This is a genomic window from Novosphingobium sp. TK71, from assembly GCF_055361505.1.
The window spans coordinates 2,836,449-2,857,914 of the sequence record NZ_CM143962.1 but is presented as its reverse complement, the minus strand read 5'-3'; the positions used below and the strand labels follow the sequence as shown (position 1 = coordinate 2,857,914).

The following is a 21,466-nucleotide window of genomic DNA, read 5'->3' as shown; positions in this document are numbered from 1 at the left end:
ACTTACTCGGCCGCGACGATCACTTCCGCGTCGCTGATCCGGTTAGGCAGCTGCGCGATGGCAGGCGGCATCTGGCCGCCGTTGGGGCTGAGGCGCCCTTCGAGCCGCGCGCCCTGTTCGATGGTCAGGGCATCATAGGCGACATCGCCGATGATCTGCGCGCTTTTGAGGATCACCACTTCGCGGGCGGCGATGGTTCCGCGCACGGTTCCGGCGATGCGGACCGTTTCGGCGCTGATGCCGCCGGCGATCTCGCTATCCTCGCCCTGGATGAGGGCTTTGCAGGAGATGTCGCCGATCACGCGGCCGTCGACGTGGAGGTCGGCGGAAGCCTCGATATTGCCGGTGAGGGTGATGTCGTTCCCGAGCATCGAGAAGCCCGATGCCGAGCCGTTGCGGGTGCTGGTGAAAGTCTTGGCCATGATGTTATCGGGCTTCTTGCTGAACATTGCGGGCGGCCTCGAGGAAGGGGCGTGGATTGACCGGACGCTCATTGACGCGCACTTCGAAGTGAAGATGCGGGCCGGTCGAACGGCCGGTGCTGCCCATTGCGGCGATACGTGCGCCGCCTTCCACTTCCTGCCCGGCGCGAACGCCGAAACCGGAAAGGTGGCCGTAGCGGGTCATCAGGCCATTCCCATGGCTGATTTCGATGCAGTTGCCGTAGCCCTGGCGCTGGCCCACGAAGGTGACCTTGCCCTTGGCGGCTGCATAGATCGGGGAGCCCATCGGGCCGGGGAAATCGAGCCCGGCATGGAATGCGGCGCCGCCGGTGAAGGGGTCTGAACGGTAGCCATAGCTCGACGACACATAGGCGACGTGGGCCGGGCTGACCTGCGGGATCGAGGCGAGGCCGTTTTCCAGCGCATCCATGCGCGCAAGGCTGAGGCCGAGGCGCTGGAAGCGGGGATCGAGCGAGCCGTTCGCCGAAGTGGCGAGGCGTTCGAGCGGGCCGCCTTCGGCAACCTTGGAGCGGACGCCGGCAATCATCGTGCGGGGATTCAGGCCAAGCTTGCGGATGGCATCCGAAGCAGCGGTCGCGCGGCGGTCTGCGTAGCGGGTCAGGCGTTCGACGAAGGCGAGCTGTTCCGCCTCGATGCCGGCGAGCCTGCCGGCTTCGGGAAGCGCGGCGCTGACTTTACGCACCGTCTCGGCGGCCTCTGCCGAACTGTCGGTCACGGTTTCGCCGGCCTGCCGGTCTTCCGGCAGTTCGCCGATATGGGCATCGACCATCTTCTCGATGAACTGCTGGCGGCGGGCGAGATCGGCGACGGTGCCGTTCAGATCGTCACGATACTGCTGGACGCGGCTTTCGGCGGTGGCCACCTTGGCTTCGCGGTTTACCAGGGCTGCATGTTCGCTGGTCGCCGAAAACTGCGAGAAGGCGACCGCGCCCATCGAAACGCACCACGCACCGAGCAGCGAGACGACAACGCCGACGGCGGCCTTCTGCATGCCGGAAGAGATGCGAATGAAGCGGACCTGCCCCTGCGATCGCATGATGAGTTCGCGATCCGGGAATGCCGCCCTGAGGCGCGTGCGAAGCGCCCCGGCAGATGTGAATTTCAAAACGACCCCGCTTAAATTCTGGCTTTTCGCCCCGGCGGCGAGCTAGCAGGAGCGGGGAACTAAGGCGAATCGACTGATCGTAATCCCTTGCGGAATCCGGCTGAAGCGAAGTCTGTGTGCGATGAATCGAGGGAACCGTTTCAGGAACAGGACGAGCGGTTCATCGCGATGAAAGGGTGATTCGCCGAAAAACGTCGGTTTGAAAAGCACTTGCGCCCGTTTTTGCCGCATTCTTTTTCAGCTTGCCCCGATCGGTGACTCGTCGGCGCATCGGTGCTAGTTCCCCTTGCCATGAACCTGCAGACGAACCTTGCCGACGACGTTCGGCCTGAGAACGGCGACGAAACGCCCGAGGCCCTCGTTGCCCGTATCGCCGCCGCCGGCCGCGCCGCACAGCGCGTTCTTGCACAGCTGTCGGATGCGCAGAAAGCCGGGGCGCTGCGCGCCGCCGCCAATGCCCTGCGGGCCGCCGAACCGGCAATCCTCGCCGCCAATGCCCGGGATGTCGCAGCCGGTGAGGCGAAGGGCCTGACAGGCGCCATGCTCGATCGGCTGAGGCTGGATCCCGCGCGCCTCGCCGGGATTGCCGATGCCGTGGAACAAGTGGCGAGCCTGCCCGATCCCGTGGGCGAAGTGATTTCCGAAAGCGAGCGGCCCAACGGCCTCAAGCTCTCGCGCGTGCGCATCCCCATCGGTCTGATCGGCATCATCTACGAAAGCCGTCCCAACGTCACCGCGGATGCCGCCGCGCTCTGCCTGCGTTCCGGCAATGCGGTACTGCTTCGCGGCGGCAGCGAGGCGCTCCATTCGAACCGTGCGATCCTTGCGGCAATGACTTCGGGGCTGGAAGAGGCAGGCGTTCCCGCCGCTGCCGTCCAGCTCGTGCCGTCGCAGGATCGCGCCGTGGTCGGCGCCATGCTGACGGCTGCCGGGCTGATCGACATGATCGTGCCGCGCGGCGGCAAGGGCCTCGTGGCGCGCGTCCAGGCCGATGCGCGCGTTCCTGTGCTCGCGCACCTCGATGGCATCTGCCACACTTATGTCCATGCTTCCGCCGATCCCGAAATGGCGCGTGGAATCGCGGTCAACGCGAAGCTGCGCCGCACCGGCATCTGCGGTTCGATGGAGACTCTCCTGCTCGACACCCAGTTCCCGGCCTCCGCCGAGGTGGTCGAGGCACTGGCCGATGCCGGTTGCGAACTGCGCGGAGATGCACGGGCGCAGGCTCTGGACTCCCGCGTTCTGCCCGCCAGCGACGAGGACTGGGACACCGAATATCTCGACGCCGTGCTCTCGATTGCGGTGGTAGACGGACTCGATGCCGCGATGGAGCATATCGCCATCCATTCATCGCACCACACCGATGCGATCGTCGCTGCCGACCCCGCCGCCGCCGAGCGCTTCCTTGCCGAAGTCGACAGCGCCATCGTCATGGTCAACGCCTCCAGCCAGTTCGCCGATGGCGGCGAATTCGGCCTTGGCGCGGAAATCGGGATCGCCACCGGCCGCCTGCACGCTCGCGGCCCTGTCGCGCTGGAAGGGTTGACCACCTACAAGTGGCTGGTGCGCGGCACCGGGCAGGAACGACCCTGACAGCGAGAACCACGATCCGTAGCGGTCCTGTTACCGGGCTGCTCGGCGGCAGCTTCAACCCGGCTCACGGCGGGCACCGGCGCATCAGTCTCTTCGCGGCAGAGGCGCTGGGACTCGACGAGGTGTGGTGGATGGTCTCGCCCGGCAATCCGCTCAAGCCCCGGGCGGGGATGGCGCCGGTTGCCGCCAGGGTCGAATCGGCCCGGCGTCAGGCCCGTCGCTCACGCATCCGCGTGACCGCGATCGAGCGGGAACTCGGCACGCGCTACACCGTGGATACGCTCAGAAAGCTGGTCCGGCGCTACCCGAAACGGCGGTTCGTGTGGCTGATGGGGGCCGACAATCTGGCCCAGTTCCACCAGTGGAAGAACTGGCGCGGCATCGCCAGACTCATGCCGATTGCGGTTATCGCCCGTCCGGGGTATGATGCCGACGCTTTCGCGAGCCCCGCGATGGCCTGGTTGGGAAGATTCCGGAGGTCCCAGTCCAGTCTTCGTGGTCCGGAAAGGTGGAGCGCCCCCGCGCTGGTGACATTGCGATTCGACCCCGATACGCGGTCGGCCACGGCTATTCGCCAGGCTGATCCGGACTGGGCCCGCAAGCTTTCAAGGGAGCTTTCGCAGGCCGGTTCCAGTCGCGCCGGATCGTGCAGAGAAACCCTATCGCGCAGGGACAACGTAACGCACCGCCCGATACCCGGAGATGCAGCGTGAGCAGGCGTCAGGCCTCTCCTACGCATGCCCGGAATTCCAAAGATCAGATCGAACGTGGCAGGACGACATTCGCCCTGCCCGGTCGGTCGCTGAAAGGAGCAGACCCTACTTAAGATGCCACAGGCACAGATACAGCCGGCTTCAACCGGCGCAACGCCCCCGGCCATGGTCGAATCAGACGATCCGCAATTGGCCCTCGTCCTGCAGTCCCTGGATGACGACCAGGCGCAGGACATCGTGACCATCGACCTTGCCGGCAAGTCGACGATCGCCGAATTCATGGTGATCGCGTCCGGCCGTTCGACCCGCCAGGTCGCAGCCATGGCGCAGAAGCTTGCCGAGCGCCTCAAACATGGCGGCTTCGGTCTTTCCCGTATCGAAGGCCTGCCGGCGGCAGACTGGGTACTGGTCGATGCAGGCGGCGTGATCGTCCACCTCTTCCGTCCGGAAGTGCGCAGCTTCTACAACCTGGAACGGATGTGGGGCTTCGACGGGCCGTCCGGCGCGGCCTGATACCGCGACCGGCACACGGTTGAGAGGATGACCCGGCCGCGGACGTGGCCGGGCCCTGACAGGAACCGGGATGCGCTGGGCGCATCGCCGGCTTCCCTGCGCCGTCTCGTCGGTCCCAAGAACCTGGCCATCCCTGACAGGGCGGCTGCAGAGGGCGTCCATGCTTCTCCACATCATCGCCCGCGGCAAGATCGCCCGCTCGCCCGAGGCAGAGCTGCTCGATCGCTATGCCAAGCGCCTCACCTGGCCCTTCAAGCATAGCGAACTGCCGGACACGGGTGGAAAAGTGCCGCCTCCGGTCCACACCCCATTCCGGGAAGTGCTGCTCGACGAACGCGGCAAGGCCATGAGTTCCGAGGAATTCGCAGCCCTGCTCGGCCGCTGGCGCGACGAGGGCGTGCGGGAATGCCGTTTTCTCATCGGCGCCGCTGACGGCCATGGCGACGCGGCCCGCGCCCAGGCCGACCATCTTCTCTGCTTCGGCAAGATGACCTGGCCGCATATGCTGGCCCGTGCCATGCTGGCCGAACAGCTCTGGCGCGCCACCGCGATCCTTTCAGGCCACCCCTACCACCGCTCGGGCTGAGCCGCTTTCGTCAGCTGGTGAACAGTGCCTTGCGGATCACCGCATGGACGCCGTAATTGCCGTTCACGATCTGCGAAACACCGAAATCCACGCCCACCGAAAGCAGCGAGATCGCCTCGTCTTCGGTCAGCTGCTTGGCCGTCATCAGGAAGCGGCGCGCCTTGCGGAATGCATCGCGCATGGCGGCATCGATCGATGACTGCTTGTAGACCTCGCTCTGCGCGTCCTCGCCCAGCTCCTTCAGGTAGTTGGGATGACTGAAGCCCATGATGACCCATTCGGTCTCGGTCTCGATCAGCGGATAATCGACATCCTTGAGCTGCTCCATCAGCCCGGCCGCCTTGTGGTGGACGATCTGGACAAGGCCGGTCATCGAGCATTCGATGGCCGTGCCGCATAGCTCGCTGTCCCCCTGCGAGGCATGGGGATCGCCCAGCGAGAGCAAAGCACCGGGCACCTGCACCGGCAGGAATACGCGCGCGCCAGGCCCAGTGCGCCAATTGTCCAGATTGCCGCCGAAACTGGCAGGCGGAACCGAATCGACGAGGCCATTGTAGGCCGGTGCCACCGCGATCACGCCGAAATGCGGACGGATCGGAATCTCCACGTTGCGCAGGATGTCGTAATTGCGCTCGATGGTGTCGGGGTCGACCGGCACGCCCGGATAGTCGTAGCGTGCATGAGTGACGCCCGAGGGATCGACCTGTGGTGTCCAGCGATAGGAATAGACCGCGTGCGCCGTGGGCAGGCGCCCGCCTGCTGCTTCGACCTCGTAGATCGTCACGACCTCGCGCATCTTGGGCTCTGTCAGCAGATCGTTGTAGTGGAAGCCCCAGTAAGTAGCCGCATTGGAGCCGAAGCATTTGCCGGCAAAACGCGGATTTCCGCTTGGCCTGGGCTTGAGATCGAGGATCCGCACTTCGACAAGATCGCCCGGCATCGCGCCTTCGATGTGGATCGGGCCTGTGCAGATATGCACGCCGAAGCCTTCGCCCGGCCCCCGGCCGAAGGCGCTGGCATCCATCGGCCCCGCTCCGCGCCGTTCCACGGCCTTGCCCGTCTCATCCCAGCGGTAGACACTTTCCACGCCCGTATCGCCTTCGACCATGCGTTCGTGATCGTCGTTGGCGTGATGAGTCAGGGCCTCGATCGTCACGAAATCCCCCGAACGGACGTGAAGCGCGGGCTTCAGGTCCTTGCTGAGGTAGCCCCAGTGGATCGTTTCGGGCGTGGCAGGCAGGTGGTGGTGGCGCGAGATGCCGGTATCGCCCAGCAACGCCGGGCCCATCGGCGCTTCCAGCCGGTCGGCCTGCTCCTCCCCTTCAGGCGATAGCTCCGATTCGGCCTCTGCCTCTACCGCTTCGGGCTTGGCGCGCTCCTTGCGCCCCGGACGGCCGCGGCGCAGCAGCTCGACCGCCTCCTGTTCCTGCGGCGGCGCCTTGCGATATTCGCGCGGGGATATGCCGTACTGCTCGCGAAAAGCGCGGCTGAACGAGGCGCTGTCGTTGAAGCCCCATTCGAACAGGATGTCGGAGATCGACTTCTGGACATGCAGCGGGCTGCGCAAGTCGAGACGGCAGCGTTCGAGCCGGCGCACTTTCACGTAATGGCCGAAACTGTCGTTGATCGATTCGAACAGCTTCTGAAGGTAACGCGGCGATATGCCATGCTCGGCGGCGACCTGCTGATAGCTGAGATCGGGATCGGACAGGCGAATCTCGATGGTCTGGAAGATGCGCTCCAGCAAGGCGGCGCGCATGCCCGCCGCGCCGCCCATCGCCTTGGCCGGCGCGTTGTCCAGCAGGCTGGTGACGAGGAATTCGGGGAAGGCCAGTTCGACCGGGCGGGCCTGATCGGTGGTGATGTCCGAGATCGTATCCGCCAGCGAGCGCAACATGCCGGAGAACACGCGTGCGGTTCCACTTTCCGTGGCGATCTTGCGGGGCGGGCCGCTGATCGGGGTCTTGAGGCGGGCACTGAGTTCGCTGTGGGGAACCTGCACGATCAGGCTGCGGTTATCGCCGGAGAACGTCAGGTTGACCGGGCTGTCACCGCGTCCGCAGATCATCTCCCCATCGGAAAGTCGCAGTTCCTGGCTGGAATCGCGCACGATAGCGCTGCCATCCAGCACCATCGCCAGCCAGTACGTGGCGGGCTGGTCGCGGAAGTCGATGGTCCAGGACTGGGGCGTGCCGGTAACGCGGATGAAGTCGATACCGGTGCTGGCGCGAAACTGGATAAGCTCGCCGTAAAGCGTGGCGTCATCCGCATCGTCGAGCGTGATCGACAGCCGCTTGAGCGCAAAACGCCAGGCGTCGCGCCGCTGCTCCTTGGGGTAGACATTCGTCGTAATGCGCAAGCGGAAACCACCTTGAAGCGGGTGGCACCCTTCCCGGATCGGGCGACCAGTTTAACTAACTTTGGCGACCTTTATGACGAAGGTCTATCGGCCCGATTGACTGTCGGCAAGGGTGCGAACGACCTATTCGAAAGGCGTCTCGTTGCCGTACACGCTGGTCCCCGCGCATGTCTGCGGCGCCTCGCCCCGGCCGCAGACGGCAAGCATCGTCAATGCGTAGACAAGCGCGCTCGAAGCCATGTCTTCCGGCGTCGGGCGCCAACGCGGCATGCCGGTGGTAACGGCCGGAACGCGGTGCATATTGAAGACATTGTGATCGCGCCACATGCTGGAAAACACCGGATGGGCAGGCTCCACCACCGTCCCCCGCGCCAGCCGCGTGGCCGCATCGACAGCGCCCGCCAACGGGGCGACTTCTGAAGGACGCGCCTCGAAACCATGGCGAACCACCATCGGCTCCACATCGAAGCCTTCCACGTCCACGCCGCGCATGGCCTCCATGATGCCGTGGTAGGCATCGGCCGCCTTCTGGCGCGGGTTAAGCGAAACGTCGATGTAAAGCGCGCAGACTTCGGTTCCGGCGCCGAAGTCTATCGGCATGCCCCCGCGTACCGAGGCGATCTGCACCTTGGGATGGATCGCACCGCTGGCGGTTTCCATGACAGAATCGGCCTCGAATTTCAGGCCCCAGGCGTGCAGGGCCTCTATCACCGGGCCCAGCCGGTAGATCGGATTGGGATGGCGGCGCGGATCGGCGGGTGCATCCAGGATCGGCGAGAACACGCCCCGCCCGAAAATCCGCACCCGGTAGAGCGCATAGCCGCAGCCCTGCCAGGTCAGCCCGAAGTCGGTGCCCTCCGCCGCGATGGCATAGTCCGGCGCGACACCGCCGTGGTGGAACAGGTAATGCGCGCCGATGTCCTTGCCGTTCCAGCCGATGCCGGCGAATTCCTCGATCGGCTCGGGACCGATCTCTCCGGGACATGCGGTAAGCCAGGTCTTGCCTGACAGGCCTATGCCTGCCTTCTTCAGCGCCTTGGCGGCGATCAGGAAGCAGGACATCGGGCCGCGGTCGTTGCTGATCGGGTAGCCGCGCAGACGGCCTTCCTCGTCCAGCCAGCACTGGGTCCATTCGGGATCGGCCAATGTGGAATCGCGATAGCGGAACTTGTCGTGCTCGCTCATGCCGCTCGGGCTCTCGGTATCGAGATGTGCGGTGAACAGCAGGTTCGCCCCCCGACCCGTCCCGCCGTATTCGCCGATCACATTGGGCCGCTCCGGCGTTGCGCCGACCTTGCGGGGGTTGAAGCCCTCCTTCGCCATCCAGCCATGGACGAACTCGGCCGCCGCCAGTTCCTCGCGCGAGCGGCTGGGAATGTTACCCAGGGTCAGGGCGAGCTCCACCAGTTCGTCGGTGTCGATGGCTGCGGCGATGGCGGCGCGCTCTTCCTCCGATACGGCATAAGGCGCCTTGGCGGGGTCGGCGAAGGTGGAAACGGGATCGGGCATGTCGGCCAAGGGATGGGCTCCGTGAAAAATCAGTGACCGGCGGCGAAGAGGTTCTCCGCCACTTCAGCCTCTCGGCCGTAACGCGGCAGCAGCATAAGCAGCAGCGCGCCGGCCAGCAGTGCGCCGCCCACGCCGACCAGCGCAGGGCGATAGGAATGGCGCGCATCGAACACGAGGTCGAGCAGGATCGGTGTTGTCCCCTGCGCGGCGATCACCGCCGAATACATGGCGCCGATAACCGAGCCGAAGTGCCTGGTGCCGAAATAGCGGGCGATGAAATAGGGCAGGGCTCCGAACTGGCCGCCGAGCCCGATGCCGAGCAGCGCACCGCCGACCATCAGCAGCGGCATGCCCTGTGCGGTTTCCAGCAGGACGAGTCCGGCCACTGCCATGAGGTACATCGGCACGGCCACGCGCGGCGTCTGGATCTTGTCCATGATACGGCCCGTGGCGATCTGCCAGCCTGAGGTGACGAGTGCGAAGACGCTGACCACTGCCGTTCCGGTGGCCACCGAGAAGCCCCGGTCGGAAAGGATCGGAACCACATGGCTGAATACCGCCGTTGTGCCCCCGGCGCCCGCCGCCAGCGCGATGAGGACCAGCCAGAACATCGGGGTCTGCGCGGCCTCGCCAAGAGTCATGCCCTCTCGCGCGGATTCCGCTTCGGCGCCGCTTGCCGCAGCACGATCGCGCAGCAACAGGAACAGCAGCGGCAGCGCGATCACCAGCATGAAACCGCTGATACCGAGATAGCCCGCACGCCAGCCCCAGGTCTGCACCAGCACGGCCGCCATGACCGGCAGCACTACCGAGCCGATCCCGCAGCCGCCGCCCGCGCTGATGCCTAGCGCGGTGCCGCGATTCTCGTTGAACCAGTCCGCGATGACTTTCTGGAAGATCGGCGTTCCAGCCATGGCCCCGAAGGCGGCCAGGACCGTGAACGTAACGTAGAACTGCACAAGACTGCCGTTGTTGAGCGCCAGCGCCGCGATCGACAGCGCAAGGCCGAATATCCCCACCAGCAGGGTCTGGCGCGCACCGCCCTTGTCTACGTATCGGCCGATAAGCGGATAGGTCACCGCGCCGACCAGCGCGAGGATGCCGAGCACGCCGGAGATGCTCGCCCGGCTCCAGCCGAACGTGTCGGAAAGCGGCACGAGGAACAGCCCGAAGACGGCGTGGACCGCCGGCGTCACGCTCACCGAATTGCCCAGAGTGCAGGCGAACAGCACGCCGCCCTTCGATCCGCGTTGGGGAGTGGTCACGGTCATCGGCGGCAACTCCTGAAAGGGATGGTGAGCGCGAAGGCTCAGGCGTTATCGCCCTTTGGCCAGGCCTGCTCGACCGCCTCGGTGGTGGTCAGCAGGACGCAGTTCTTCTCCATCGCCGAAAGCGAGCTTTCATGGAGGCCCGGCTCGTAAGCGGCGCTGGCATCGGAAACGAGGAACACGTCGTAATCATGATGGAAGGCCGAGCGCGCGGTCTGATCCACGCAGCAATCGGTTGAAAGGCCGCAGATCACCAGCGTCTCGATGCCCCGTGCGCGAAGCCGGGCGTCGAAGTCGGTGCCGTGGAAACTGTCATAGAGCAGCTTGGCGATCTCGATGTCGCCCGGCTCCGGGAAGATGCGGTAATAGTCGGCACCGCCATCCTCGACGCGGCAGATCGCCTCGCCGCCCGGCTGGCCGCGCCGCGCCATCAGCGTCTTGAGCGCGCGCGAATCGGTCTCGGGGCTGGTGACGACGCGCATCAGCGCCACTGTGGCCCCGGACGCCCGCGCCGCCGCCACCAGCTTCTCGCAGTTGTCGATCGCCGCCTCGGCCGGCGAGAGATCGACGCCATATCGTCCGAGCAGGCCATGCGGCGCGGCGAAATCGACCTGGATGTCGACGACCACCAGCGCGGTCGTCTTCGGGTCGATCATCGCCGCCAGACCGGCGGGCTCGACATGGGGAAGGTCCTGGGTGCGCAGCGGCATCGGATCAGCACGCCACCGATGCGGCGACCTTGCCGGGGAAACGTTCGCGCAGGACCGGCAGGATCTCGGCACCGAACACCGGCAGGCCCTTCAGATAATCGTCGAAGATCAGCATCAGGCCGTCGGTGCCTGAAGTATCCAGCAGCTCGCCGAGCTGCTCGGTCACGCTCGCGGCGCTGCCGACGATCTGGGCCGACATGAACGAACTGCGCGCCTTGCGGGTGAAGTCGTTCTCCTTGCCGATCTCGGCATCGAGGAAGCCGTAGGCCCGCATCATGCCGGCCAGTGCCCCTTCGTCGAGACCATCGGCATAGTGCTGTGCCCGCGCCTTGGCCGCTGCATCGCTCTCGTCGATCACCAGGGTCATCATCGAATAAGTACGGATGTTGCGGCCATATTCGGCGGCGATGGTCTTGGCCCGGTCGCTGTTCCTGGCAAGTTCCGGCGCGGTGCCGCCGGAGAGGAAGATCGCATCCATCTCTTCCGACGTAAGCCGCATGCCGATCTCCGAGGAGCCGGCGCAAACGAGGAACGGCCGCTGTTCGGGCTTGGGCCAGGATTCGCAGTCCTCCAGCGTGAAATAGTCGCCCTTCATGGTGACCGAATCCTCGCTCCACAGGGCCTTGACCGCGCGGACCCATTCGTAGGCGAGATCGTAGCGCTGGTCGTGATTCACGTCCTCGGGCCAGGCGCCCATCTGCGCGAACTCACCCTTGTAGGAGCCGGTGACGACATTGAGACCGGCACGGCCCCCGCTCACCTGCTGGAGCGTCGCCATCATCTTGGCGGCGACCGCCGGGTTCTGGAGCAGGGTATGCAGCGTGGTGACGATGCGGGTCTTGCTCGTCACTTCGCTGAGCGCGGCCATGAGCACGATCGGATCGAGCGAGGAATCCCAGTGATGGGTTTCGCCGCCGTAGCCGCGGAACTTCGACATCGACATGATGAAGTCCATGCCCGCCGCCTCGGCCAGCACGGCGCACTGGCGGTTGTAGGCATAGGAGCCGTCAAGTTCGGGCTTGTTCTTCGACAGGATCCAGCCGCCATTGGCGACCGGCAGGAACAGGCCGAGGTCCTTGCCGCCGTTGTCCGAAGGAAGTCCGAAGGGCGTCATGGGAAACTGGTTCATCGTATCCTCTTGTTGGCCTGTGTCTCCGCCAGACGGGCATTGAAGCCTGCCTCGCTTGTGCGCCGATCAGCTTAGGGAAGCGGCCGACCGGTTCTTGATTGGCAGCGCATGTTCTGTTGCCGGCCTGCCGATAAGGTCCTCCACCGCCTCCCGCATCGGCATCGCCGGCGCGGCTCCCTGCCCCAGCGTGCAGAGAGCGGCAGCGACAGTGGCATAGGGCAGCGCCTCCTCAAGGGAGACGCCCTCGTCAAGCAGCGCTGCCAGCGCTCCGCAGAAACAATCCCCTGCGCCGATCGTGTCCACCGGGATCACCGGCAGGGCGGGCACGTGAAGCTGCCAGCCGGTCCGCACCGCCAGCGCGCCCGCCGCCCCCAGAGTGACGATGACGGTCTGGTCCTCCCGCCGCAGGAGCCCGCGCGCGGTTTCTGCGATCACGGCCATGTCGTCATTGTCAGGGGCACTTTCGAGGCCGAGGAAAGCGGCCATCTCGTGCTGGTTCACGATCAGGATATCGACATGTTCGAACAGCGCCCGTCCTTCCTGCACGGCGGGGGCGCCGTTGAGGATGCGGACCGCCTTCGACTTCGCGAAAACGGGCAGCAGGGCGGAAACCGGCACTTCGAGTTGGGCAAGCAACACGCCCTCGCTCACCGGTCTGGCGTCCCTCAGCCGCGCATTAGCGCCGGGCACGACGATGATCTGATTCTCCCCCACCGAATCCACGGCGATATAGGCTGTGCCGGTGTCCACGCCTGGCAACATGGCAACGCCGCCGACGTCGATGCCGTCCGCCTTGAGGCGCGAGAGCATCCAGCTTCCCGAATCGCCTTCGCCCACCGCACCCACCATGTAGGTTTCCGCACCCATCCTTGCCGCCGCAACGGCCTGGTTTGCGCCTTTTCCGCCCGGTAGCCTGGCCGTGGCCATGGCCATGACCGTCTCGCCGGGCCGGGGAAGATGCTCCAGCGAAGTGATGATATCGAGATTGATCGAACCGAAGATGTGAACTGCCAAAGCTGTCACCTAACTTGTCTGGCGCCCAACCTGTTTCGCGCCCCTGCTTTTGTCATGGGCTGCATGGCCCCCACAGGCAGGTCAAGCGCGAGGCGCCGCCGTGCGCGCTGCCGCAACAATTGCGGTCTCCAGCGCAAAGAGCGCGGCTCGGCCCTCCTCCTACTCTCTCCTTGACCGAGCCCGCACCGGCGCCGGTATTTCTGCTTCGATAGTTCTACGCCAATCCTGAAGGGAAACGAAGATGACGAAATGGCTCATCACGGGCATCGGCGGCGGCCTCGGCCGCGCGGTGGCGCGTGCCGCGCTCGCACGCGGGGACGTGGTCGTCGGCACGACCCGAAGTGCGGGAGACCCGGAATTCGAGGCGCTGGCACCGGGCCGCGCGCATGTCCTCACCGTCGACCTGACCGACGAAGCCTCGGTCCGGTCCGCCGTTGCCCGGGCCGAGGAACTGACCGGCGGAATCGACCGCCTGCTCAACAATGCCGGTTACGGTCTGGTCGGCGCGATCGAGGAAGTCTCCATCGAAGAAGCCAAGGCGCTGTTCGAGATCAACCTGTTCGGCGCGATCCGCATGATCCAGGCGGTGCTTCCCGCCATGCGGGCGAGACGCGCCGGTCACGTAGTCAACATCACTTCGGTTTCTGGACATGCCCCCTGGGCGGGCACGGCCATCTACGGCGCCAGCAAATATGCCCTCGAATGCGTGGGCCAGACCCTTGCGCAGGAAGTGGCACCGATGGGCATCCGGGTCACCAATGTCGCGCCGGGCGGCTTCCGCACCGGATTCGCCGCCTCGGGTCTCAAGGTCGCCGCGAAGGACATCGCGGACTATGAGGAAGGCGCACACTTTGCCCGCCGCAGCCTGACGGAGGGTGCCGGCAGCGAAAAAGGCGATCCCACGCGCGGAGCCGAAGCGATTCTCGCGGCGCTCGATGCGCCGGAACCCCCGCTGCACCTGTTCCTTGGTGAAGACGCCCTGCACTACGCCCGCGACCAGATCGCCTTCGTGGGCGCGCAGATGGACGAATGGGAATCGCTTTCGCTTTCCACTGCGTTCGAACCCGCCTGATGCACCGGGCGCGGCTTCCCGAATGGGCCGTTGCGCGCGGGGCGGGATACAACAGCTTCGATACGATCCTCCCCGCCCGCAGTGCGCTGGTCGTGATCGACATGCAGGCTGCCTTCGTTGCCGAGAGCGAGGTCTTCGGCAACGCCTACGCCCGCGCGGCGATCGAGCCGATCAATCGGCTGGCAGCAGCCATGCGCCGGGCGGGAGGACAGGCCATCTGGACCCGCCAGACGGTCAGCGACGAGCCGCACCTCGCGGTTCCCGCATGGCAGTACGACATGTCGGACCCCATGGTCGCCCGTGCGGTGGAAGCCTTGCGCGCAGGCACGCGGTCGCACGCCATCCATCAGGCCATGGAATGCCGAGAGGACGACCTCGTGCTCGACAAGTACCGCTACGGCGCCATGTCCTGCCCGGCGGGCGCGCTGGAGAAGGTGCTTCGGGTAAGCGACGTGGAACTCGTCGTGCTGGCAGGCACGCTCACTAACGTCTGCGTGGAATCGACGGCGCGGGAGGCCAACATGCGAGGCTGGAAAGTGATCGTCGTTGCGGACGCCTGCGCAGCCGTGAGCGACGAGGAACACAACGCCGCACTTCTCAATCTGCGGCTGAACTTCGCCGATGTGAAGACGACGGACGAAGTGCTGGAAATGCTGGCCCCCCGGCCCTCTTGAGCGGTGCAGGGGGGGAGCCTGCCCCCCTGCATTCCCTTCATCAGCTCATCAGGCGCGGCACCGAGACGGAGAACACGTCGAAGTGCCCATCGGGATGCTCTTCCTTCCCGTCACGCGGCGCGGCGCGGTGCTGGACGACACCGTTCTTGCCGAAACCGTCCACCACCGGACGCCCGGCATCGCGGCTCAACCAGAGGCGCAGGAGATGGCGCTTGCGCTGCGGCTCGGGCCAGTCCCAGAACGTGGTGCGGGCATGAAGCGCGGCGTAGTTGGAAAGCCACTGGATGTCGCCGGGGCGGAAATCCATCTCGATCGCCATGCCCTCTTCGTAAGTGATCGTATCGAAGAGTTCGAGCACCTCGATCTGCTCGGGCGTCAGCTTGGGCACGCCTTCGTATTCCTGCGCGGTGAGGATATAGAGCGAACCCGCATACATCGAGAACACGCCGTCCACGAGGCTGACGATCGGCGAGGTATAGGTATCCGCCGGGGCATTGTGGTCCTGACGGCGCCAGTCCCAGTGGAAGGGTTCGAGCAGCAGCGGCGCCAGATCGGGGCGGCGGCGCAGGATCTCGTTGTAGATTTCGGCACCGGAAACGAGGCAGGAAAGCCCACCCTCCTTGGCCGGACGCAGGCACATGAGCGCGACGATATCCGAGCTGTCCGAGTGATAGACCAGCTTGTCGCGTACCTTGGAGGACAGCGCGGTGGGATCGTCCATGGTCTTGTCGCTGGTGGCGTAGACGTGGTCGATCAGGTCGCCCATCTCGTTCTGGCGGATCGGATCGCCCATATGCAGGCCGAGCACGTAGTAGATCGCGTTAGACAAGGCATCCGAATAGAGCTGGGTGCACAGGCCCCGGACCAGCACGAAACCGCGCCCATAGTCCACGTCCGCGCCCCATGATTCGACGGCATCGGCGCAGGCGACCAGCGGATATTCCTCGGCAGTGACGGTGCGCAGGTCCGGGTTCTCGGCCAGGAAGCGGGTACCCAGCTGCTCCAGTTCGGCAACCTGATCGTCCGAGAGCATGTAGATCCACTCGTCGGTAGCGGCCAGTCGGTCTCCGCGCCATGCGGCAGCAGTGGTGACGGGCGGGACGGCCTCCAGCGGCGCGGGAGCGGAACTGGCCATGCTTCGTGAGTCCTTCTCTGGGTCTGTAGCTATTGCCGGAGACCCTAGGCGGAATGCCACAATGTGACTTGGCGAGCGATGCCCGAAACCTTTTCCCCATGCGCATCCCATGATCGAACGGACTTCGATTGCGCAGGACAGAAATAGAACATAATATGAACATATGTTCGATTCGAGTCGCCTCAAACGTGCCGCGAGCCTCGTGCAGCCCTCTCTTGAGGGCTGGCCCGAGGCGCCTTTGCAGCAGGACGGCGTTCACGAATTCTACGCCGCCGGCGCTCAGGACGGCAGCGCCGCACTCGCCCTGGCCCTGCTTTGCGTGGTTCAGGGCACGGTCCAGAGATGCAGGCCAAGCGGACCGCTGATCTGGCTGCGTCTGGCAAAGGGCAAGCAATCCCGGCAGCGCCCTTATGCGCCCGGCCTTGCCGAACTCGGCATCGATCCCGCCGCGATAGTGCTGATGCGCCTGCCCGATATCCAGAGCCTGCTGCGCGCGGGTGTGGACTGCGTGCGGCACGGCGGCGCGGCAGCGGTGGTGATGGAGATGGACGGGCGCGCGCCAACCTTCGATCTTACCGCTTCCCGCCGTCTCGCGCTGGCGGCGGAACAGAGCGGCACCATGGTGATGATCGTGCGCAGCGGCGCCGAACCGACGCCCAGCGCCGCCCATACCCGCTGGCAAGTGGCCAGCGCGCCCTCGGTGCCCCTGCCCGCCGATGCACCGGGAGGTCCGGTGTTCGACATTACCCTGCTGCGCCGGCGCGGCGGGCGAGAGGGACTCAACCTGCAACTGGAATGGGATCGTGAGCGAGGCACCTTCCGAGCACCGATACCTGGCCGAGCGCCGATACTTGGCCGCCCGCCGCTATCTGGCGATCTATCTGCCCTTCCTGCCGTCCGAACGGGCGATGCGGGAAGGCGCAGCGCCGCCTGACGCGGCTTTCGCCCTCATCGCGAAGCAACGCGGGGCGCAGCGCATCATGGCACTGTCCCCCGCCGCGCTTTCGCTCGGCCTTTCGGCGGGGATGATGCTGGCCGACGCCCGCGCGCAGGAACCCGACCTTGTCGCGCTGGAGCATCGCCCCGAAGCGGACAATGCCCTGCTGCTGCGCGTGGTCGAGGCCTGCGAGCGTTACACGCCGATGGTCGCCCCCGATGGCGAGGACGCAATGGTGCTAGACCTCACCGGCTGCTTCGACAGTCTGGAAATGGACGAAACCGGCGTGCGGAACGATCTCGTAACCCGCCTCTCCCGGCTGGGTCTGCGCGCACTGGCCGCCTCAGCCGCAACCCCGGATGCGGCGCTCGCGCTCGCCCGCTTCGGCAAGAGCAGCTTGCGCGAACTGCCGGTGAGCGCGCTCGCCCTGGGAGAAGACGCCCACCTCGCCCTGCGACGGGCGGGGCTGCGCACTGTCGGACAACTCGCGGACCGCCCCCGCGCGCCTCTCGCCGCCCGGTTCGGCAAGGCCATGTCGATCGCGCTCGCCCGCCTGCTGGAGGAGCAGGATCGGCGCATCACCCCGCACCGCACCCTGCCCCCGATCTGGGTGGAGCAGCGTTTCGCCGAACCGATGGCAACGGTCAAACCCCTGCTCGGCGTGATCGAATGGCTGGCCGGACAGGCGCGGGATCTGCTCGTCGCGCGCGGACGCGGGGGGCGCCGCTACGAAGTCTCCCTGTTTCGCACCGACGGTCATATCGCCCGGCTGGCGGTAGACAGCGGCTTGCCCCTGCGCGAACCTGCCGATGTCGTGCGGCTGTTTCGCGAACGCATCGAATCGCTGGCCGATCCGCTCGATCCGGGATTCGGCTACGACCTGCTGCGCCTTTCCGTTCCGCTGCATGAAGACGTATCGGAGGGACAGGTTCGGCTGGATGAAGAGACCTCCGGCAAGCCGGACCTCGCCCCCTTGCTGGACCGCTTGCAGGTACGCTTCGGGGCCGAATGCCTTCACCGCTTCGCCCCGCGCGATGAACATTTGCCGGAATATGCAGACCGCCTCGTGCCCGCCGCCTCGGCCCCACAATCCTGGCCCCAGCCGGAAGTGGGCGAACCGCCCCTGCGCCCGCTGTTCCTGTTCGACCCGCCCCAGCCTGTCACCGTCCTGGCGGAAGTGCCCGACGGCCCCCCGCGCCGGTTCGGCTGGCAGGGCCGGCAACATCGGGTCGTACGGCAGGAAGGACCGGAGCGCCTCGCCTATCCCTGGTGGAAGACGGTCGAGGCCACAGGCCCCACCCGCGACTACTATCGGATAGAGGACGAGGACGGCCGCCGCTTCTGGCTGTTCCGCCACGGCCTTTATGGCAGCGAGAAGACCGATCCCCGCTGGTATCTGCACGGCGTCTTCGCATGAGTGCGGACACGCCGCCTTATGTCGAATTCGCCACGACGACGGCCTATTCGTTCCTGCGCGGCGCCAGCACGCCGGGCGAGATGGCGCTCTGGGCCATGGCCCTCGGCCACCCCGGTATCGGCATCGCCGATCGTAATACCGTGTCCGGCGTAGCCCGCGCCCTCGCCGCGCTGCGCAAGTTCGCGGAAAAGGCCGAGGCGGAGGGCGAGACCCTGCCCGATTTCCGCCTCATGGTCGGCGCAAGGCTGGTCTTTGCCGACGACACGCCCGAAATCCTGGCTTATCCGACCACCCGCTACGGCTGGGGCCGCCTGACTCGCCTGCTCACCACCGGCAACTTGCGCACGACCAAGGGCAACTGCGTACTGCACCTCGACGACCTGCTCGCCTTTCTGGAGGACATGCAACTGATCGTCGCCACGCCCGCCTCAGACGATCTCCTGCGCCGACTTTCGGATGCAGCCCCCGGCAAGGTGTGGCTGGGTGCGACGATGCTGCGGCAGGGCCGCGACGCCCGCCGCTTAATGGCCCTGCGCGAACAGGCCGCCATGACCGGCGTGCCGCTGATCGCCATCAACGACGCGCAATACGACAAGCCAGAGAACCGCCCCCTCCACGACGTCATGACCGCGATCCGCGAGAAAACCACGGTGCAGGCCGCCGGCCGCCGCCTCGCCGCCAATGCCGAACGGCACCTGAAACCCGCTGCCGAAATGGCACGCCTCTTCGCCGCCGCCCCCGAAGCGATCGCCGCCACCCAGGACTTCATGAACGGCATCGCGTTCAAGCTCGACGACTTGCGTTACCAATATCCGCACGAGCCGGTGCCCTATGGCTATACCGCGCAAGGCTGGCTGACCGAACTTGTCTGGAGCCGGGCAAGCGACCTCTATCCGCAAGGCATTCCCGACAAGCTGACCGGGCTGCTCGCCGGGGAACTGGAGATCATCGGGAAGCAGCAGTACGCCGCCTACTTCCTCACCGTCCACGATATCGTCCAATGGGCGCAAGGGCAGGGCATCCTCTGCCAGGGGCGCGGCTCGGCGGCCAATTCCGCTGTCTGCTTCATCCTCGGGGTCACAGCCGTCGATCCCGTGAAACACAGCCTCCTGTTCTCCCGCTTCATCTCCACCGAGCGCAAGGAACCGCCGGATATCGACGTCGATTTCGAGCACGAGCGACGTGAAGAGGTGATGCAGTACATCTACAAGCGCTACGGCCGGGACCGCGCCGGGATCGCCGCCACGGTGATCCACTACCGCTCGCGCAGCGCCGCCCGCGACACCGGCAAGGCGCTGGGCCTGAGCGAGGACGTAACCGCCCGTCTCGCCAGCACCGTTTGGGGCAGCTACGCCGCCAAATACGATCGGAACCGCTGCCTCGAAGCCGGACTCGACCCCGACAACCCGACGATCGCGAGGGTCAATCGCTTCACCGAAGCGATTCTGGAGTTCCCCCGCCACCTTTCCCAGCATGTCGGCGGCTTCGTCCTGACTCAGGACCGGCTCGACGAGACCGTGCCGATCCACAACGCCGCCATGGAAGACCGCACCTTCATAGAATGGGACAAGGACGACATCGACACGCTCGGCCTGATGAAGGTCGATATCCTGGCGCTCGGCATGCTGACCTGCATCGGCAAGGCTTTCGCGATGATCGAGACTCACATCGGCCGCCAGTATCAGCTGAACTCGGTGCCGGGTGACGAGGAAGACCAGAGGAACAACCCACCCCATGTCCGCGCCGTCTACGAGATGCTCCAGCGCGGCGACAGCATCGGCGTCTTCCAGGTCGAGAGCCGCGCCCAGATGAACATGTTGCCCCGGCTGAAACCGGAGAATTTCTACGATCTGGTCATTCAGGTCGCCATCGTTCGGCCCGGCCCGATTCAGGGGGACATGGTCCATCCCTATCTGCGCCGCAGGCAAGGGATCGAGAAGGTGGAATTTCCTTCTCCCGCCCCGCCGCATGACCCCAGGGAACTCCACGAGGTGCTAGGCAAGACACTGGGCGTTCCCCTGTTCCAGGAACAGGCGATGAGGCTGGCCATCACCGCCGCGAACTTCTCCGATGCCGAAGCCAACCAGCTCCGCCGCGCCATGGCGACTTTCCGCAATCTCGGCACCATCGACTCCCTGCGCGGCAAAATGGTCGGCGGGATGATCGCACGCGGATACCAGCAGGACTTCGCCGAGCGCTGCTTCAGGCAGATCGAGGGTTTCGGCAGTTATGGCTTCCCGGAAAGCCATGCCCTCGCCTTCGCGCGGCTGGTGTGGGTCTCGGCCTATATCAAACACCACTACCCGGCCGTTTTCGCCGCAGCCTTGCTCAATTCGCAGCCCATGGGCTTCTACGCCCCGGCCCAGATCGTGCGCTGCGCACATGAGCACGGCGTGGAAGTCCGCCCCGTCGATGCGAACCACAGCGAATGGGATTGCACGCTGGAGCGGAATGCGAAAGGCAAACTCGCGCTGCGGCTGGGCCTGCGCCAGATCAGCGGATTTCGCGAGGATTGGGCCGACGGTATCAAGGCGCACCGCCCTTACACCAACCTCGAAGACCTCGCCCGGCGTGCCGGCCTGCCCCAGCGTGCGCTCAACCTTCTGGCCGATGCCGATGCCTTGCGATCGATCGGTCTGGACCGGCGTGAAGGCCTGTGGGAAGCGCGCCGCACACCTACCGGAGAGTTGCCGCTTTTCGCCGCCGCCCGCGCCCGCGAACTGGGTGAGGAGCCGCCTGCGGCCCTGCCCGCCATGCCGCTTTCCGAACAGGTCGCGGCCGACTACCAGACGACGCGCCTCTCGCTGAAGGCCCATCCGATGAGCTTCCTGCGCCCGTTCTTCGCGGCAGAAGGCGTACTGAGATGCACTGAACTGGCACAGAAGAAGGGCAAGCACGTCAAAGTCGCCGGAGTCGTGCTGGTTCGTCAGCGTCCTGGAGAGGGCAATGCGATCTTCGTCACGCTGGAGGATGAAGAAGGGATCGCCAACGTGGTGATCTGGGCCCGGCTGTTCGAAACCTATCGCCGCGAAGTCATGGCCGCGCGGCTCATGGTAGTGGAGGGTATCGTCCAGGTCAGCCCCGAAGGCGTCGTCCACCTCATGGCCCAGCGCATCCACGATCGCTCCGCGGAACTGGCCCGGCTGTCGGAAGTTCACGAAACCGACCCGCCACTCTCGCGCGCCGATGAGGTGGTGCGCCCGCAGCATCCGCGCAATGTGCGAATCCTGCCGCGATCACGCGACTTTCACTGAACCGTCGATGGAGG

18 protein-coding genes are annotated in these 21,466 nt (G+C 65.8%); 9 read left to right on the top strand and 9 right to left on the bottom strand.

All coding sequences use genetic code 11. The annotated features are described in order from the left end of the window. Positions 1-2: 2 nt before the first annotated feature. The gene (locus ACXJ16_RS13430) at positions 3-422 is read right to left on the bottom strand and encodes a bactofilin family protein (protein ID WP_054442274.1); all 420 of its coding nucleotides are present in this window, start codon (positions 420-422) and stop codon (positions 3-5) included. Positions 423-426: 4 nt separating this feature from the next. Further along, the gene (locus ACXJ16_RS13425; RefSeq protein WP_463920822.1) at positions 427-1,569 is read right to left on the bottom strand and encodes a M23 family metallopeptidase; all 1,143 of its coding nucleotides are present in this window, start codon (positions 1,567-1,569) and stop codon (positions 427-429) included. Positions 1,570-1,860: 291 nt separating this feature from the next. Between ACXJ16_RS13425 and ACXJ16_RS13420 the strand changes: the two genes are divergently transcribed. The 4 genes from ACXJ16_RS13420 (at position 1,861) to ACXJ16_RS13405 (ending at position 4,974) form a co-directional block, all read left to right on the top strand. After that, positions 1,861-3,162, top strand: a complete 1,302-nt coding sequence (locus ACXJ16_RS13420; RefSeq protein ID WP_324699095.1) for a glutamate-5-semialdehyde dehydrogenase — start codon at positions 1,861-1,863, stop codon at positions 3,160-3,162. After that, positions 3,126-3,875 (top strand): nicotinate-nucleotide adenylyltransferase, encoded by a 750-nt coding sequence (locus tag ACXJ16_RS13415; protein ID WP_324697377.1) that lies wholly within the window; start codon positions 3,126-3,128, stop codon positions 3,873-3,875. The genes ACXJ16_RS13420 and ACXJ16_RS13415 overlap by 37 nt, the downstream gene beginning before the upstream one ends. Positions 3,876-4,040: 165 nt before the next feature. Then, positions 4,041-4,388, top strand: a complete 348-nt coding sequence (rsfS, locus tag ACXJ16_RS13410) for a ribosome silencing factor (RefSeq protein ID WP_054442128.1) — start codon at positions 4,041-4,043, stop codon at positions 4,386-4,388. A 160-nt stretch (positions 4,389-4,548) separates the two neighbouring features. After that, positions 4,549-4,974 carry a 23S rRNA (pseudouridine(1915)-N(3))-methyltransferase RlmH gene (locus ACXJ16_RS13405; protein ID WP_054442127.1) on the top strand — a complete coding sequence of 142 codons (426 nt, stop codon included), beginning with the start codon at positions 4,549-4,551 and terminating at the stop codon, positions 4,972-4,974. A 10-nt stretch (positions 4,975-4,984) separates the two neighbouring features. Here ACXJ16_RS13405 and ACXJ16_RS13400 read toward each other — a convergent pair whose 3' ends face one another. The 6 genes from ACXJ16_RS13400 to ACXJ16_RS13375 form a co-directional block, all read right to left on the bottom strand. Next, on the bottom strand, positions 4,985-7,333 hold the full coding sequence (locus ACXJ16_RS13400; RefSeq protein ID WP_132468643.1) for an acetamidase/formamidase family protein: 2,349 nt from the start codon (positions 7,331-7,333) through the stop codon (positions 4,985-4,987). Positions 7,334-7,456: 123 nt separating this feature from the next. After that, complete coding sequence (locus tag ACXJ16_RS13395) at positions 7,457-8,842, bottom strand: zinc-binding metallopeptidase family protein (protein ID WP_324699096.1); 1,386 nt, start codon at positions 8,840-8,842, stop codon at positions 7,457-7,459. Between the two features lie 29 nt (positions 8,843-8,871). Beyond that, entirely contained in the window at positions 8,872-10,113 is a 1,242-nt protein-coding gene (locus ACXJ16_RS13390) for an MFS transporter (RefSeq protein ID WP_463920821.1), read from the bottom strand. Between the two features lie 38 nt (positions 10,114-10,151). Then, a complete protein-coding gene (locus tag ACXJ16_RS13385; protein WP_054442126.1) occupies positions 10,152-10,820 on the bottom strand; it encodes a cysteine hydrolase family protein in 669 nt (222 codons plus the stop codon). Between the two features lie 4 nt (positions 10,821-10,824). Continuing rightward, positions 10,825-11,949: an LLM class flavin-dependent oxidoreductase gene (locus ACXJ16_RS13380; protein WP_054442125.1), complete on the bottom strand. Its 1,125-nt coding sequence runs from the start codon at positions 11,947-11,949 to the stop codon at positions 10,825-10,827. Positions 11,950-12,015: 66 nt separating this feature from the next. Further along, complete coding sequence (locus ACXJ16_RS13375; RefSeq protein WP_463920820.1) at positions 12,016-12,972, bottom strand: ribokinase; 957 nt, start codon at positions 12,970-12,972, stop codon at positions 12,016-12,018. Between the two features lie 232 nt (positions 12,973-13,204). On the opposite strand from ACXJ16_RS13375, the gene ACXJ16_RS13370 reads away from it, so the two are divergent. Next, entirely contained in the window at positions 13,205-14,035 is an 831-nt protein-coding gene (locus ACXJ16_RS13370; RefSeq protein ID WP_054442123.1) for an oxidoreductase, read from the top strand. Then, positions 14,035-14,709, top strand: coding sequence for an isochorismatase family protein (locus tag ACXJ16_RS13365; RefSeq protein WP_463920819.1), 675 nt, complete (start codon positions 14,035-14,037; stop codon positions 14,707-14,709). Before ACXJ16_RS13370 ends, ACXJ16_RS13365 begins: the two co-directional genes overlap by 1 nt. A 40-nt stretch (positions 14,710-14,749) precedes the next feature. Here the strand turns inward: ACXJ16_RS13365 and ACXJ16_RS13360 are convergent, their stop codons facing one another. Continuing rightward, on the bottom strand, positions 14,750-15,844 hold the full coding sequence (locus ACXJ16_RS13360; RefSeq protein ID WP_324697388.1) for a TauD/TfdA family dioxygenase: 1,095 nt from the start codon (positions 15,842-15,844) through the stop codon (positions 14,750-14,752). Positions 15,845-16,007: 163 nt separating this feature from the next. On the opposite strand from ACXJ16_RS13360, the gene ACXJ16_RS13355 reads away from it, so the two are divergent. From ACXJ16_RS13355 to ACXJ16_RS13345, 3 genes are read left to right on the top strand one after another with little or no spacing between them, the layout of a single operon-like run. Next, positions 16,008-16,778 carry an ImuA family protein gene (locus tag ACXJ16_RS13355; protein ID WP_324697390.1) on the top strand — a complete coding sequence of 257 codons (771 nt, stop codon included), beginning with the start codon at positions 16,008-16,010 and terminating at the stop codon, positions 16,776-16,778. Beyond that, positions 16,696-18,198: a Y-family DNA polymerase gene (locus ACXJ16_RS13350; protein WP_324697392.1), complete on the top strand. Its 1,503-nt coding sequence runs from the start codon at positions 16,696-16,698 to the stop codon at positions 18,196-18,198. The genes ACXJ16_RS13355 and ACXJ16_RS13350 overlap by 83 nt, the downstream gene beginning before the upstream one ends. Further along, entirely contained in the window at positions 18,195-21,452 is a 3,258-nt protein-coding gene (locus tag ACXJ16_RS13345) for an error-prone DNA polymerase (RefSeq protein WP_463920817.1), read from the top strand. The genes ACXJ16_RS13350 and ACXJ16_RS13345 overlap by 4 nt, the downstream gene beginning before the upstream one ends. The last annotated feature ends 14 nt before the right edge of the window (positions 21,453-21,466 follow it).

Coding starts and splice junctions, on each gene's coding strand:
- ACXJ16_RS13430 (WP_054442274.1), bottom strand. CDS start 422: ATGGCCAAGACTTTCACCAGCACCCGCAACGGCTCGGCATCGGGCTTC.
- ACXJ16_RS13420 (WP_324699095.1), top strand. CDS start 1,861: ATGAACCTGCAGACGAACCTTGCCGACGACGTTCGGCCTGAGAACGGC.
- rsfS (WP_054442128.1), top strand. CDS start 4,041: ATGGTCGAATCAGACGATCCGCAATTGGCCCTCGTCCTGCAGTCCCTG.
- ACXJ16_RS13405 (WP_054442127.1), top strand. CDS start 4,549: ATGCTTCTCCACATCATCGCCCGCGGCAAGATCGCCCGCTCGCCCGAG.
- ACXJ16_RS13395 (WP_324699096.1), bottom strand. CDS start 8,842: ATGCCCGATCCCGTTTCCACCTTCGCCGACCCCGCCAAGGCGCCTTAT.
- ACXJ16_RS13390 (WP_463920821.1), bottom strand. CDS start 10,113: ATGACCGTGACCACTCCCCAACGCGGATCGAAGGGCGGCGTGCTGTTC.
- ACXJ16_RS13385 (WP_054442126.1), bottom strand. CDS start 10,820: ATGCCGCTGCGCACCCAGGACCTTCCCCATGTCGAGCCCGCCGGTCTG.
- ACXJ16_RS13380 (WP_054442125.1), bottom strand. CDS start 11,949: ATGAACCAGTTTCCCATGACGCCCTTCGGACTTCCTTCGGACAACGGC.
- ACXJ16_RS13370 (WP_054442123.1), top strand. CDS start 13,205: ATGACGAAATGGCTCATCACGGGCATCGGCGGCGGCCTCGGCCGCGCG.
- ACXJ16_RS13365 (WP_463920819.1), top strand. CDS start 14,035: ATGCACCGGGCGCGGCTTCCCGAATGGGCCGTTGCGCGCGGGGCGGGA.
- ACXJ16_RS13360 (WP_324697388.1), bottom strand. CDS start 15,844: ATGGCCAGTTCCGCTCCCGCGCCGCTGGAGGCCGTCCCGCCCGTCACC.
- ACXJ16_RS13355 (WP_324697390.1), top strand. CDS start 16,008: ATGTTCGATTCGAGTCGCCTCAAACGTGCCGCGAGCCTCGTGCAGCCC.
- ACXJ16_RS13345 (WP_463920817.1), top strand. CDS start 18,195: ATGAGTGCGGACACGCCGCCTTATGTCGAATTCGCCACGACGACGGCC.